At 46.3% G+C, this 14,325-nt stretch carries 9 protein-coding genes; all 9 read right to left on the bottom strand.

Features of this window, described 5'->3' with window-relative positions:
• Positions 1–31 precede the first annotated feature (31 nt).
• Positions 32–1,471 (bottom strand): RagB/SusD family nutrient uptake outer membrane protein, encoded by a 1,440-nt coding sequence (locus L0659_RS08235; RefSeq protein WP_235125352.1) that lies wholly within the window; start codon positions 1,469–1,471, stop codon positions 32–34.
• A 26-nt stretch (positions 1,472–1,497) separates the two neighbouring features.
• On the bottom strand, positions 1,498–4,809 hold the full coding sequence (locus L0659_RS08230) for a TonB-dependent receptor (RefSeq protein ID WP_235125351.1): 3,312 nt from the start codon (positions 4,807–4,809) through the stop codon (positions 1,498–1,500).
• Positions 4,810–5,021: 212 nt separating this feature from the next.
• On the bottom strand, positions 5,022–6,146 hold the full coding sequence (locus L0659_RS08225) for a FecR family protein (protein WP_235125350.1): 1,125 nt from the start codon (positions 6,144–6,146) through the stop codon (positions 5,022–5,024).
• A gap of 116 nt (positions 6,147–6,262) precedes the next feature.
• Entirely contained in the window at positions 6,263–6,871 is a 609-nt protein-coding gene (locus L0659_RS08220; RefSeq protein ID WP_235125348.1) for an RNA polymerase sigma factor, read from the bottom strand.
• A 110-nt stretch (positions 6,872–6,981) separates the two neighbouring features.
• Positions 6,982–8,016: a T9SS type A sorting domain-containing protein gene (locus L0659_RS08215; protein ID WP_235125347.1), complete on the bottom strand. Its 1,035-nt coding sequence runs from the start codon at positions 8,014–8,016 to the stop codon at positions 6,982–6,984.
• A gap of 68 nt (positions 8,017–8,084) precedes the next feature.
• On the bottom strand, positions 8,085–9,626 hold the full coding sequence (locus tag L0659_RS08210) for an arylsulfatase (protein ID WP_235125346.1): 1,542 nt from the start codon (positions 9,624–9,626) through the stop codon (positions 8,085–8,087).
• A gap of 385 nt (positions 9,627–10,011) precedes the next feature.
• Positions 10,012–11,169, bottom strand: coding sequence for a cellulase family glycosylhydrolase (locus tag L0659_RS08205; protein ID WP_235125345.1), 1,158 nt, complete (start codon positions 11,167–11,169; stop codon positions 10,012–10,014).
• A gap of 85 nt (positions 11,170–11,254) precedes the next feature.
• Positions 11,255–13,333, bottom strand: coding sequence for a hypothetical protein (locus tag L0659_RS08200; protein ID WP_235125344.1), 2,079 nt, complete (start codon positions 13,331–13,333; stop codon positions 11,255–11,257).
• Positions 13,334–13,341: 8 nt separating this feature from the next.
• Positions 13,342–14,325: sugar phosphate isomerase/epimerase (locus L0659_RS08195; RefSeq protein ID WP_235125343.1), on the bottom strand; the 984-nt coding region annotated here is incomplete at its 5' end.

Below are 14,325 nucleotides of genomic sequence, written 5' to 3'. Positions count from 1 at the left end.
GTCATCAATTGTTGGTTGGGAATAGGAATAATCAGTAACCTGGATTTTGATCTTTGGCAGGGTCAAGTGCCTTATTATAAAGCAATTCTGAATTCGGGATCGGCCACATCATGTGCTTGTCGGCAATGTCGATGTTCTTCACTTCCTTAATACGCTTTTTGGCAATGCCCAGGCGTTTCAGGTCGAGCCAGCGCTTGCTTTCGTACATGGTTTCGTAGCCGCGCTCACGCACAACAAGGTCGATAAATGTGGTTAATGTTTGTCCTGCAAGCTTGAAATCCACTGGCGAAACGGTTTCCGCATTGTAGCCATAAGCCCTGCGGTGCACTTTGTTCAGACTTTCCAATGCATCGGCTGTGGGCGCGCCATTCGCCCTGGCTGCGGTTTCGGCGTGGAAAAGCAACAGATCGGCATAACGATACCATGGATAATCATTTCCGCCGCCGTCCGTTGCTACGGGGTCGCGGAACTTCCGGTACAAACAGGTGTTCGGGCCAAGTCCTACATCCACATTATACAGGATATGGGTTTTACGCAAGTCCTTCATATCCCAGGTTTTGATAAAAGAATTGGAAGTTGAATCTGTATACTGCGCATATACACCGCCCGGGCCATAATAGCGATACTGACCAATGGCGCGGTGTGCGTAGCCGACCAGTCCAAAGCCCTGCTGACGTGAGAATTTGAAGTAAAAGATCTCTTCGGGCGTGGATACTACTTCCGGACCGTAAATTTTCTGAAAATCTTCCGAAACGCTTACAGGCACCAATGAATATTTACCCGATGCGATCACCTCTTTGGCCCGTTCGCTGGATTCTTTCCATTTTTCCTGATACATATAGATCTCCGAAAGCAATGTTTTCGCAGCCCATTTTGTAGGACGGCCTATTTCCGAAGGGCTATCCGGCAGGAACTGCTCTGCGTTCAGTGCATCACTCAGAATCTGATTGTACACTTCCTCAACACTCGCACGCTTTACGTCGGTAACTGTCATATTCGCTTCAGTACGCAACGGAACGCCGCCCCAGTTGCGGACCATCGCGAAGTAGATCAGCGAACGCAGATACTTGGCTTCCGCGACGAATTTTGCGATATCGCCTTCGGATATCTCGGTTGCTTTCGGCACATTCTCGATCACAATGTTGGCATTCCGTATGGATTGGTAAAAGGCATCCCAGATTGCCCCCACGCGGGTAATGTTCGTATTATCCAACCCTTGATACAAGCTTACCGGCGTTTGGCTGCCTCTTGAATTTCCATAGTCAGGCAAGCCTTCCTGCTGCGCCGGATAATTGACACTAAAACCATTAGGACCGCGCATAGGGCCGTAAATGGCATTTACCGCCGCGCGAGCTTCATCGGGCGTGTTATAAAACACTTCCGCAGCCAGCGATTTGGGCTGTTCTTTCAGAACGTCTTCACACGCCGCGAGGGAAAGGGCGAGTATTAAACAGATAGCTATATTTTTCATTACAGAGAAATTTTAATGTTTGATGATCAGAAACCTACGCGCAAGCCAATGGTAGTCGTTTTTGCAGTAGGATAGCTGTAATGGTCAATGCCCGTGCGGATCGAGTTGGCGCTGCCATAGGAACTGATTTCAGGATCAAACCAGGAATATTTGGTGAATGTGATCAGGTTTTGTGCGCTCACATAAATTTGTGCGTTGGTAAGCCATTTGATGTTTTTCACCGGCACATTGTAGCTCAGCTGAATGTTCTTGAAACGCAGGTAAGATCCGTCTTCTACGAACCGGTTCGAAACCTGCGCTTGCGACACTTTGCCTGTTATCAGGGGATATTTGGCATTGGTATTGGTTGGCGTCCAGTGGTTTTCAAAAACTTCACGCGGCATATTCAGCGCCTGCCCGTAATCCATCGTCTGGTTTACAGAGCTCAGATTGAATATATCATTGCCCTGAGAGCCCTGGATGAACACATTCAGCTCAAAATTCTTGTAATTCATGCTTGAATTGAAACCGTAGATGAATTTTGGGTTCGGGTTACCAATGATGCGTTTGTCGCCAATGTCACGCGTGCCGTTTCCGTTGAAATCTTCGTAAACAATCTTGCCGGTTTCATCATAGCCTTTCTCAATGTATCCGTAAAAAGCACCGATAGATTCGCCTTCGCGCAGCACATTCACATTGTCATTGATTACCGAAATATCAATCGCCTGACCCAGGACATCATTGCCTCCGTATAATTTCAAGACTTTGTTTTTATTGATAGATGCATTGGCAGACACATTCCACTTGAAAGCGCCGGTGAGCACACTCGCATTGGCCGAGATTTCAAAACCTTTATTCTGCACTTTTCCAACATTATCAATTGTATAAGCATATCCCAGCGACGAAGGCAATGGCACATTGTTGAGCAGGTCCCGCGTATTTTTGATATAATAATCCAATGTCAGCGAGAAGCGGTTTTGGAAAAATCCAATATCTAATCCAATGTCAGATTGTGACGTTGTTTCCCATTTCAACGGCCCTGCGAGGCGTAGACCAGGTGCGTACGCAGTTGTTAAGGCATCGCCAAAAACCACTTTGCTTGAAGACAATTGATTTAATGTATAGTAAGGATCGATCGCCGTGCTTCCCGTTTCACCATAACCAACCCGGATTTTCAGGTCGGAAATGAATGGAATATTTTGAATAAATTTCTCCTCAGACAAACGGTAAGCAATCGATCCCGACGGAAAGTAACCCCATTTCTGGCCTTCGGTATAACGGGACGAACCATCGGCACGGAAACTGACCGTTGCCAGGAATTTATCATTAAAGGAATAGTTTAACCGCCCCAGGTAAGACAAAAGTGACCATTTAAGATAACTGGATCTTGGTACCCCCTGCGTAGCACCCGCTCCCACATCAAACGATTCCTGAATATCACTCACAAAGCCGCTCGCAGACGTATTAAGCTCTGTCTGGGTCAGGTCCTGATAAGTGAAACCGGCCACCGCAGAAATATTGTGCTTGCCAATTTCCTTCACATAACTTACCGTATTCTCGTTCAGCAAGCTGGTTGTCTGCATGGTATTAATCGACGCAGACCCCAGGGAATTCACGAATTTCTTGGTCGTATAAAGGTCCGCTCTGTCGTCCGTGTTTTCAATGCCGCCCGAAATTTTGATAGAAAGGCCGTCCAGCGGCGTGTAAGTAAGCGCTCCGTTGGCAAGCACTTTATTGGAACGAAGGTGATCCGATTGCTGCTCGATGAAGTTCAGTGGATTGGTGATCACGTTGGAACCCCAGGAATAAACCGTGGCCAAATTAGAATAACCACCCTCCGGTAAACGCGCACCAACGGTCGGATAACCCGAAAGCATAGCCGAGATCAGCGAGTTACCCCTGTTTCCGCCGCTTGAATTCTTGCGGTCTGTGTCAATGCGGGTTAAAATCGTGTTGATATCGAACTTAAACTTTTTGCTGAAATCGGTGCTCAGATTGGCGCGGATGGAGTTGCGCACATAATCGCTTCCAATAATGATCCCGCCCTGATTGAAATTGCTTCCCGAAACCGAAAAGCGTGTTTTCTCATTCCCGCCATTCACAGAAACCGAATGATTTTGAATGGCTGCTGTTCGAAGTGCAAGGTCCTGCCAGTCGGTTCCGGCGCCGAAACCATTGATTTCATCTTGCGTAAAATGCGGTGCAAGTCCGTCATTGGCAGCTTGTTCGTTGTAGAATTGTGCATATTCTTTTGCATTCATCATTTCAATTTTCTTCCTGGCGGTCTGAAAGCCTACATAGCTGTCCAGATCCACGCTGATCCGCCCCGACTTTCCTTTTTTGGTCGTGATCAAAACCACGCCATTCGCTCCTCTGGAACCATAAATAGCTGTGGCAGAAGCATCTTTCAAAATTTCAATCGATTCAACGTCTGCATTGTTCAGCAATGTTGGGCTGCCGGAATAAGGGAAACCATCCACCACATAAAGCGGCTCGTTACCACCCTGAACCGAGTTAGTTCCCCGGATCCGGACGCTGATCGGGCTTCCCGGCGCGCCAGTATTTTGCGAAATCTGCACACCGGTTGCGCGTCCCGCAAGTGATTGCATCAGGTTTGTGGCGGGGTAAGCATTCAGTTCAGTGCTTTTGATGGAAGCCACCGAGCCGGTCAAATCTGACTTTTTCACGACACCATAACCTACTACTACAAGCTCATTCAATGCTCTTACGTCAGCTTCGAGCGTAATATTGATCGTGCTTTGGTTTTCGACCGGGATTTCTTTGGTTGTATAACCTACAAAACTTAGGACAAGCGTCGCATTATCAGGCACATCCAAGGTGAAGCCGCCATCCGCGTCAGTGGTGGTGCCGGTTTGCGTCCCTTTCACCACAATGCTCACGCCTGGAAGCGGCGCGTTCATTTCGTCCACCACTTTTCCTGTGAGGTTGCGTTTCGGAGCAATGCTTTTTGAGGGGATTTCCGCAGGTGGAAGTGCATCTTGTCTTTTCAGGATGATTATTTTCCCCGAGACTTCGTATTGAAGCTCCAAAGGTGTTAATATTTGGTCAAGGACTTCATATAATGGTTTGTCGGTCGCATTAACCGTCACTTTTCTGGCCGATTTGATCAGTTTGGAACTGAACACAAACCGGACATCGGCTTGTTTTTCAACCTGGCCCAGCACTTTCTTGACTTCACTGCCGCTGGCCTTAATCGTAATTTTTTGAGATAGAAGCGACTGCGCGTTGCTGTCGTGAGCTTGGCCGGTTCCAATGAACCATATGGCAAATATCAATTGTGTAGCTGTTATTCGCATCGTCCAAAGTAATACCTGGCGGTATTTAAAGGGTTTTTTCATAGATTTGATTGTTTTGTTATGATTCAAAAGCTGGCAAAACGGTCCCTGCCTCCGCATAGGAGGAAAAATGGCGACAACCAAAAGGGATTCATTCGGAGCCGGTGATGCGGGAACATTGCCGGCTCTTTTTTATGGATTATTCTTTCTGTTTCTTAGTCAGAGCGTTTAGGTGTTTGGTTTAAAGTATAATCTTGATTTACAATGTGGTCATGTCAATTTTTACAACCTCTGCTGTGGATCACAACTTGTCCGTCAAGGATTTCGTAGCTGGCTTCAACAGCCTGGCAGATGATAAAAAGCTTTTCATGAAGTGTCTGGTTATCCAGCGTTGCTGTTAGCGGGCAGTCTTTCAAAATTTCCGCATCGTAAAGGATTTCAATGCCATAGGCCTTTCCAACGGTTGCAAACACATCGCTTGCGGGTGTGTCTTCAAACTGGAATTGCGAAATTTCAGCCTTAGGAACGACTATTTCCGGTTTTTCCACCAGCGTCTTCACCATTCTCACTTCTTCCCTCGAATAAATGATCTTCTGATTTGGGCTTAGCACAATGCCTTGCAGTTCCCGACCGGACGTTTTTTGTGCCACATCAGGATCTGATTGTGCGAAAACAGAGACACGCCCGGTTTTCACTTCAACTGTAACTTCATTGGAATTTCCGTATGCTTTAACAGTAAAACTTGTGCCCAAAACCTTGGTAACCAAGCCATTGGAATACACAAAAAACGGACGATCGGCGTCTTTGGTGATATCAAAAAATGCCTCACCTTCCAGGTAAACTTCACGCCTGGCGGCAACAAACTTATTGGCATAACGGATGCGGCCATTGGCCGACAATGTAACCTTGCTTCCATCCTCCAAAACCACCGTCATAGGCTTCATAGAAGCATTCCACTTCTCGGTAAGGCTATCCTTATGCTCCTGAATGGGCTTTTCAAATGTGATTTTCTGTGATTCTTTCTTGGTCGAAAGTGAGAAAATGATCCAGCCTGAAACGAGCACCAAGGCAACCGTTGCAGCGATGCGAAACCAGGGGAAATTATAAATTTTGGTATATTTTGCAGGTTCGGCGGGTGCAGGATATTTTTCAAAACTATTGATCCGGCCGACCGTATTTTTAACGATTTCCGTAATCTCAGGATCGCTTATTTCGGGTTCGTGCATGCTTAACGACAGCACGATGCTCCTGGCCTGCTGGATTTTTTGATGGGCATCTGCATTAGTTTCGATCCATGCTCCCCAAAGCTCGTCTGTTTCGCGCGTGGGTGACAGCATCCATTGCCGAAAAAAAGTATCCCAGACAAAATCTTCGACGGTAAAATCCTTATAGTGATCCATATGCAGCTTGCTTCTAACATATGATAGACACAAACCGGATCGGGATACCAATAAATTTTAAATTATTTCTAAAAAAATCAACAAAACCGCATTTTCAGTGGCATTATGACCCTTTTTTATATAAATAAATGGATCAAGAAGAAGGTGAGGAATTCGGACTTCCAATGCTTTTTCAGCTGCTTGATGGCGATTTGGAGTAAGTTGGAAACGGTTTGCGGGGACACGGCCATGATTTCCGAGATCTGCTCACGGCTCAGTTCCTGGAAAAATTTAAGATAAATCACTTCCTTCTGCCGCTTGGGAAGTTCCATCAGCAGCTTTTCGAGCTGGCGCGTGCGCACAAGCGTGGATTCGTTGATAATGTATTGTTGCTCAACAGAAAATTCGAGATCAAATGCTTCATCAGCCTGTTCCGCATTTCCTTCCCCTACCCACGATTTTGATGATGTGCTTCTGTGCATTAGCCGGCGCAGCGAAGCCATCAGATAAGGTTTAACGGCCACTTCCGTCCTCAGATTTTCACGTTTTTCCCATAAATGCAAAAACAAATCCTGCACCGAGTCCTTTACAAACTCCTGGTCTTTGGAAAATTTGCAGCCATAACGGAAAAGCACCCGGAAATGCGACGACATTAATTGCTCAAACGCAGCCACATTTCCTGACAAAAACTGTTGCCAGAGCGCATGGTCATCAGAAGATTGAGGAGGCTGAGAATGTGGTTTCATAACATTGTAAAAGTTGCCGCAGGTTACAAATGCAAGCCTGCCTGATTACAACGATTAGTCAAACTTAATCCAATTTTCATCCTATACCAAAAAATCTTGCACCCTCAACATTACTCTATCATTACTCTGACCGATTTTTTCTGTCGCTGCTTATTTTGAAAATGCACGATATACATACCCGACGCCAGTTCCTCGGCAGGATGGATTTCGATTTTATCCAAAGCAACTACATTGGTCGAAATGTTCACATTCCGTCCCCACATATTAAAAAGCCGAACCGAAGACTTCTCCACATTTTCAGCACGTAATGTGATCAGTTGTCGCGTTGCCGGATTCGGCGCAATCAGCACTGCTCCTGCTTTCAGCTCAGAGACGCCGTCGCGGATCATCATGTCATGAATGCGGACCTTACCTTGCCCATTCCGGAACCGCATTTCGAAGTTTGAAAGCTTGGTATTTGAATAGACTGAGTTGCCTGGATAAGCGGGACTGCTGAGGCTTACCGGCTCATTATCAACCCATAAATCGTAAGTGCCGGGTAATGCGTTGTAGGTGACGACGTGAGTGGGCAAAAGTTTGTATTCGAGCGATTTCTTTGAATTATTCAGGATCCAGGTCAGTGTAACCTGCTTCTTTTTAGCGATGACCTTACTGGTGTTTTGCGTGGCAAAATCCTTGATACTAAACCCACCTTCCTGAAAATTCAGCGAAAACTTGCCGAACATTAACGCATTACCCGGAAAGGAATGGTTGTCCGGATTGAAATTCTCACCCACATAAAAATACATTGCATTCAACGCCGCCGACTGCACCGATTCAGCGCTGAGCGTGATCCGGATAAACAATGTTTCAGGGTTTGGAGTAAATGGCGTCGCCCGCAACACCCGAATGATCCCACCCGTAGCAGAATCTTCCTGGGTCCGCACGAGATCCATGTAATCTTTGGAAAATTTCGAAAAAGAAAGTGCAGGAACCGTTTCAACAATGTGGCTAAACTGCCCGGAATCAGGATCAGCATGCACAAATGGCCCTGATCCGGAAAAGTCCGGGTGAAAATAAACCATCTGCCCGAACGCATTCTGAAACAGCACCGACAATAAAACAACCGCAAAAACTCTTGAAAACTGAAAGAAATGTGACGTCATAAAACATGGGTTTTATGCGTTTAGACGTCAGGTCTTTGTAATGGTCACAAAGTTTTTTTGGGAAATTTTTACCTGCTCCTTTCAGCCTCCCTTATTTTCGCCAATTCCGCTGCCATAGCCTTTACTTTTGCAGGATATTTATCGGCCAGGTTTATTTTTTCTCCTAAATCTTTGCTGAGATCATAAAGTTGAGGGGCTACATTATTTCCCGTTTCTGTGTTGGTGAGTTCCTGGATCGCTTTGCCTTGTCTTGGCTCGATATATTTCCAGTTTTCTTTGGTAATGGACAATGCGCCGCCTTGCTTGATCAGATACGACCTGCCGGTTTTTGATTTTCCCAAAATCGCGTCAATGCTGTTGAAACTATCCGGTGCATCATCGACCTCCATTTTTTGCTGAAAGAAGTTGGCGAACGATGCAAGCATATCGATCTGGCAAATCACTGCATCCGAAACTGTTCCAGGTTTGATCGTCTGCGGCCAGCGCGCGAGCCAGGGCACACGGCTTCCACCTTCGAAAGCGCTGTATTTCCCACCCCGCAATGCACCCGCAGGCTTGTGTCCTTTGGCCAATTCGACTGCTTTATCCGCATAACCATCATCCAAGACGGGACCATTATCGCTGGAAAAGATGATCAGTGTGTTTTCAGTCAACTTCAAATCATCCAGCTTTTTCAGGATCTCGCCAACGGTCCAGTCCATTTGAAGGATCACATCGCCGCGCAAGCCCATTTGGCTTTTTCCCTTAAACTGGCTGCTGGGCATTCTTGGAACGTGAATGTCGTTTAATGAGAAATAGAGGAAAAACGGGTTCTTCTGATTGTCCTCCATAAACTGCTCCGCTTTGCTCAAAAAAACATGTGCAATCTCCTCATCCGTCCAGCGCGTTTGCTTCCCGCCCGTCATCCATCCGATGCGGCCAATGCCATTCACAATGGTGTTGTTATGCCCGTGATTTGGTGAAGCCGGCAATTTTAACAGCTCCGGATTTTCCAGGCCTGTTGGCTCATTCCCTATTTTTTTCGAGTAATCCACTGTGATGGGATCTGATTTATCCCATCCCTGCACTTCATGATTTTCAATAAAAACGGTTGGGACACGGTCGGAGGTTGCCGGGAAAAAGTAGGCGTAGTCGAAGCCGGTTTCGTTCGGGCCCGTGGTAATGGGCTCATTCCAGTTGATCTGCTTGTTTTTTTCACCCAGCCCCAAATGCCATTTCCCAACTGATGCAGTTTTATAGCCCGCATTTTGAAATACTTTCGGCAAAGTCAGCCGGTCTGTTGGAATGATGAGCGACGCGTCTCCCGGCAAGACACCGGTTCCTTTCTGCCGCCAGGGATATTTCCCGGTCAGCAACCCAAATCTTGAAGGCGTGCAAGTTGCCGAAGTCGTATGCGCATTCGTAAAACGGATCCCTTCCTTCCCGATCCGGTCAATGTTGGGTGTCGAGATTTTTGAAGCACCATAACTGCTCAAATCACCATAGCCCACGTCGTCGGCGTAGATGAAAATGACGTTGGGTTTTTGCTGACGCTTTTGGGCGAATGCATTCACACACAACAAAATAGCCGTTGATAGACCAAGTAAATTAATTGTGAAGGTTTTTCTCATGGGTGGGTCCTGTACGATCGTCTTTGTGAAGATATTGCAGGAGTTTGATGTTTATGGAGCATTAGAAAGCGATAACTTTCCAGAAAGCTTTTGCAAGAATAAGACGTATAAAGGTTTTTTTATTTGCCGGAAAAATCTGAAATTCACATGGCACTAACATACATCAGTAATGGATCATAAAACTAAAAATAAGTCTTCAAAACCCCAACGGCCAGAAGGAAGGCGGTTTAAGACAGTAGAAGAACTGGGGAAATTCAAAAATGACCAATTGATGGAGATCCTCAAAAATGTCGATTTATCCTTTCTAAAACAGAAACATACTCATTAAAAAAGTAAGACCTGCCAAAACAAATCTGGGAAGTCTTACTTTTTAATTCAATCTGAGTTACTTCGCCGCAGTCAAGTTCTTTATCAACTCAACTTCATCCTTCTTGTAAGGTGTTCCGTCTTTGCGGAAGATGTCGTGGAACCATAGGTCGGGTTCTTTGGTGTAGGTTTTTTTCCAGCTGTCCCAGGGATAGATCGTTTGGGATTTGCCGTCTACGAGTCCCCAGTTGATAGCACCTACGTTGTATTTCTTGGCAATTGGCAATGAGCCTTTGAAAAAGCTGCCGTTCCCACGCGACATATATTCGGTACAGATCATCGGGCGGCCATATTGCTGCAACTGCTTAATGCGTTTTTCAAAGTCCGCTGCATCTTCGTAATTATGGAAAGTAACAATGTCGGATTGGTCGATCATTACTTTTTCGATCGGTTTCAAAGTTTCGTGGGAAGTCCAGTCGCCATTCCAGACACCTGCTGTTAACGGCTGCGAAGGACCAACAGAACGCGCCCAAACGAATGCTTTGGAAAGCAATGGAATCACATAATCCACTTTGTTGGGCAACTCAACCTTACCATAAGAACTTGTATTCGGGTTATCCGGCTCGTTCCAAATGTCCCAGGCAAGCACACGGTTGTCGCTCGCAAAGGATGCAACAGTTCCCTTTACATATCTTTCCAAACGCGGATATTGCGTACTGTCTTTTAATGCATTCAGTCCCGGGCTCTGCACCCAGCCCGAATTATGCACGCCAGGTTTAGGCGCACGTTGCTTTCCGAGCTTAGGAAAAGGGTCCCAGCAAGAGTCAAATAATACAAGTACGGGCTTGATCTTGTGCTTTTCAGCAATATCCAAGAACACATCCAGCCGCTGTACAAAACCGGCAGAATCTTCCTGAAATAACAAATCATGCAGATAAACCCGCATCGTATTCATCCCGATGTTTGCGGCCCAGCCGAGTTCTTTGTTAATAGTGGCCGTATCAAAATCAGCGGCCTGAAACATTTCCAACTGGTTAATAGCAGTGCTCGGCAGAAAATCGGCACCTACGAGCCAGCCTTGTTTGCCATACCATTCATTTGCCTGTTCTTTTGTCCAAATCTGGCGTGCAACCGGTTTTTCAGTGGCTGCGCTCTCATCTTTCTGCTCCTTTTTGGCACAATTTTGAAATGAAAGGCAAATGAGGATCGCCCAGACTGTTGTTTTTAAAAATTTCATTCAGTTAAGGATTTTGTTTACAATTATTTTAAAAGAGGGCAGCCGTGTTTTCTATACTTGGCTGCGCATTTTGTTGAAACAGATCTTAGTCGAGCCAGACAATTTGCGTGAATGCACCATTTGCTGCAACATCCCAAACTTCAACCCGCACCCATTTCCTGTTTTTCAGATTTTTGGTAAATGTAAACGACTTCTCACCGAATGCTTCCGTATCATTCAAATTGATCACATCGTGGAAAACCTCTTTTCCATCACCAGAAATTACTTCGGCACGGTTCAACGGAAATGTCCATTTAGCATTCAGCTTAATTTCAACATTCCCTTTTGCATCCACTTTGGTAGTTTCGCCGGATGTAACATTGTTCACCGTGAATGCCGGCAGCAAAACTTCACCTGTTGATACAAAAAATTTGCCCTTTTCCATCGCATCCAGCAACGGTTGCCAGCCATTTTCAAACTCCGGCATTTGGTCCAGCTGCATGTAATTTACATTCAAATGTCCGTACAGCTCATAATTTGGCTCAATTCTGAACAAGTCCGCTTCTGCGATCACATATTTTTTCTGTCCCCAATTGGCCATATCGTCCATCAGGTCCAGCACGCGCTTGCCTAACTTTGGCTGAGACAAATCCGCTGGCATTGCTTTCCAGGCCGCGCCCAAAAAACGGTCCGATTTGTAAAATGCCTCGTCCTTATATTTGTCGGGAAAGCCAGTTGAGCCTTTTGTTCTTGCATGAGCAGTCCAGGCAAGGCCTTTTTCCAATTCCAGCAGCTTCAACATTTCCTCTTTATTGCCAATGCGGTAAAGCTTTCCGTAAGTTGGATTTTCCTCAACAAATGGCTGGTTCTTTTCACGCGACATTAACCAGTAAACGGGTTTTGGAAAGATATTCATCCAATGTCCGCCGAAAAAATTGTTTGGTTCTTCGCCCGGTAAGAGCAGAAAATTTCCATCGGAAAGCCGTTTGCATTCGTCAAACATCATTTTCAGTTCCGGCCAGCGCTTCGCTTCCGGGCCGCGCGGACTTCCCGGCCCGTGAAATTCGCCCAGATGGACAATGTTGACGCCGGTGTTCCGGAATGCTTTCACAAAACCGGGCATTTCCGGAATGGGCCTCCGCGTAAGCACCTCATCCACATGCTCCTGGTGAAAGTGGCTCGACATGGTGTAATAGCCTGGCAACGGCTCATAAGTATCATTATGCGTGAAAGCTTTTACTTTTTCGAGCACTTTTCCATCTTTTTCAGCGCTCAATAAGCAGAAAAAATTATAGCGTTGCTGTGTCTTAGGCGGCGCATTGAACCAAGGAACCCAACGGCGGTCGCCAAGCAGGTCGTGCCGGAGACCTATGCCAAAACCCGGAAACTGGTTCCGGTAATTGTTGCCATACCAAATGTGTTCGAGGTTATAAGCATTATCAAGCGGGTAAAAAAACTGGTGCGGCGCTGGGAAAACGGCCAGGCTGCCTTCTTTTCCTTCTCCGATGATAGTCCTGTATTTCACAGCCATCATGTTGACCGTATCCATTTTAATCACCTCTTTGCTCCGTACATTATTCTCAGTATCAGACCAAAACAGCTTTTCCCAGGGTGACTGTTGGCTCACCAGTCCCGCGTCGTAAACCACTGCCAGCGAATCTACATCTGTGGACATTACAGCCGCAACATTCATTAACGAGCTGCCATTATAGAGGGTGAAATTATAGGAGCCGGAAAACGGCCCACCCGTGGCGCCAGAGACGATTATTTCGGTCTGGGAACCGGAGCTCACGACCTTAACGCCCGTTTTATCCAGCTTTACCGGGTACGTTTTGTAGGGTAAATAGGCTGTTTTATCAAAGAAAATATTCCAACCGTTTTGCGAAACAAGATCACGTTTTCCGACGGTCAGAATAATCGCAGGGTCAAGGTTTTTGACGATGGTTTTGTAAGCATTATTTTTTCCAATCAGCAGACCATTAATAACAGGCTGCCCCTTGCTCAGATCAATTACAATTTTACCGGATTCTGCATTTCCGGCGGGCCATTCTACGTGCAGCAAATTGCCTTCGGTTATTACCTTAACTCCTTTCTTTTTATCAAAACCGGTCAGATCAACGGGGATCTGAGCAAGAGCCAACACATTTGAAAAGACAAAAAGGAACAGCAGGACTTTACGCATCATTGAGAATTTTAAGAAAACATTTTTTTATAAAAGGCCAAACCTTCTTCGGCCAGCTCATCGGCACTATTGGCAAGCGGACGCCAGATGCAAGCGGCACGCGCAAGCTCTTTCGAAGGCTGACCAAAAGTTTCGATCACAACCGCACCGTCATAACCGATTTCGACCAATGCATCCCGGATTCCTTCCCATTCCAAATGTCCCGTTCCAGGCGTTCCCCGGTCACTTTCATTGCCCTGCACGTGGCATAGCAAGTCCTTTCCGATCATCCTGACCGATGCAGCAATGTCTTTTTCCTCAATGTTGGAATGGAATGTATCAAGGACAATTTTCAGGTTAGGGCTGGACACCTCGCGCACGATCGAAAGCGCCTGATCCACGGTGTTAACCATGTCTGTTTCAAAGCGGTTAAGCGGTTCCAGGCCTACGACAACGCCATGGTCGGCAGCAATTTGTGCAATCTCGACAAGCGTTTCAATGCACCAAACGCGTTCTCGTTTTTTCTGTTCATCCGAAACGATCCGGGTCTTACCCACTGCGGAATAAACGGGCCCGCCAAAGATCGGGCTGCCTACGTTTTGTGCAATTTTAATACAGTCGATAATGTATTCCTTACCAAGCTGGCGATGCAGGGGCTCTGTACTGGAAATGTCTCGTTCGGGCCCAAATGCGCCGCTGATCGTGATCTTCAAATCCAGATCTTTCGCAACACTTTTAATCAAATCCCAATCAATGATTTTAGTGTCTTCCACGGCTATTTCGATAATGTCATAGCCCATGTTTTTGACTTTGGTTAGCAGGTCAATATTCCGCGTTGAGAATGGGGAAACCCATATAAACGTGCTTGCTCCGAATTGCATTGGGTGAAGTTTATGGATAAATGGACTTGTCAGAGTAAGGCGTAGCCCTGTCAGCCTGAGGCTTAGCTCTGTCAGCCTGAGCGGACCGGGCCGCCGGGCGGTCGAAGGCGCGTTACCAAGGAGTAGCGCGCCTTC

This window comes from Dyadobacter sp. CY347 (assembly GCF_021502655.1).
Classification (GTDB): domain Bacteria; phylum Bacteroidota; class Bacteroidia; order Cytophagales; family Spirosomataceae; genus Dyadobacter.
The sequence above is the reverse complement of the archived record's forward strand: the minus strand, read 5'-3'. Positions and strand labels throughout refer to the sequence as shown.

Coding starts and splice junctions, on each gene's coding strand:
- L0659_RS08235 (WP_235125352.1), bottom strand. CDS start 1,471: ATGAAAAATATAGCTATCTGTTTAATACTCGCCCTTTCCCTCGCGGCG.
- L0659_RS08230 (WP_235125351.1), bottom strand. CDS start 4,809: ATGAAAAAACCCTTTAAATACCGCCAGGTATTACTTTGGACGATGCGA.
- L0659_RS08225 (WP_235125350.1), bottom strand. CDS start 6,146: ATGGATCACTATAAGGATTTTACCGTCGAAGATTTTGTCTGGGATACT.
- L0659_RS08220 (WP_235125348.1), bottom strand. CDS start 6,871: ATGAAACCACATTCTCAGCCTCCTCAATCTTCTGATGACCATGCGCTC.
- L0659_RS08215 (WP_235125347.1), bottom strand. CDS start 8,016: ATGACGTCACATTTCTTTCAGTTTTCAAGAGTTTTTGCGGTTGTTTTA.
- L0659_RS08210 (WP_235125346.1), bottom strand. CDS start 9,626: ATGAGAAAAACCTTCACAATTAATTTACTTGGTCTATCAACGGCTATT.
- L0659_RS08205 (WP_235125345.1), bottom strand. CDS start 11,169: ATGAAATTTTTAAAAACAACAGTCTGGGCGATCCTCATTTGCCTTTCA.
- L0659_RS08200 (WP_235125344.1), bottom strand. CDS start 13,333: ATGATGCGTAAAGTCCTGCTGTTCCTTTTTGTCTTTTCAAATGTGTTG.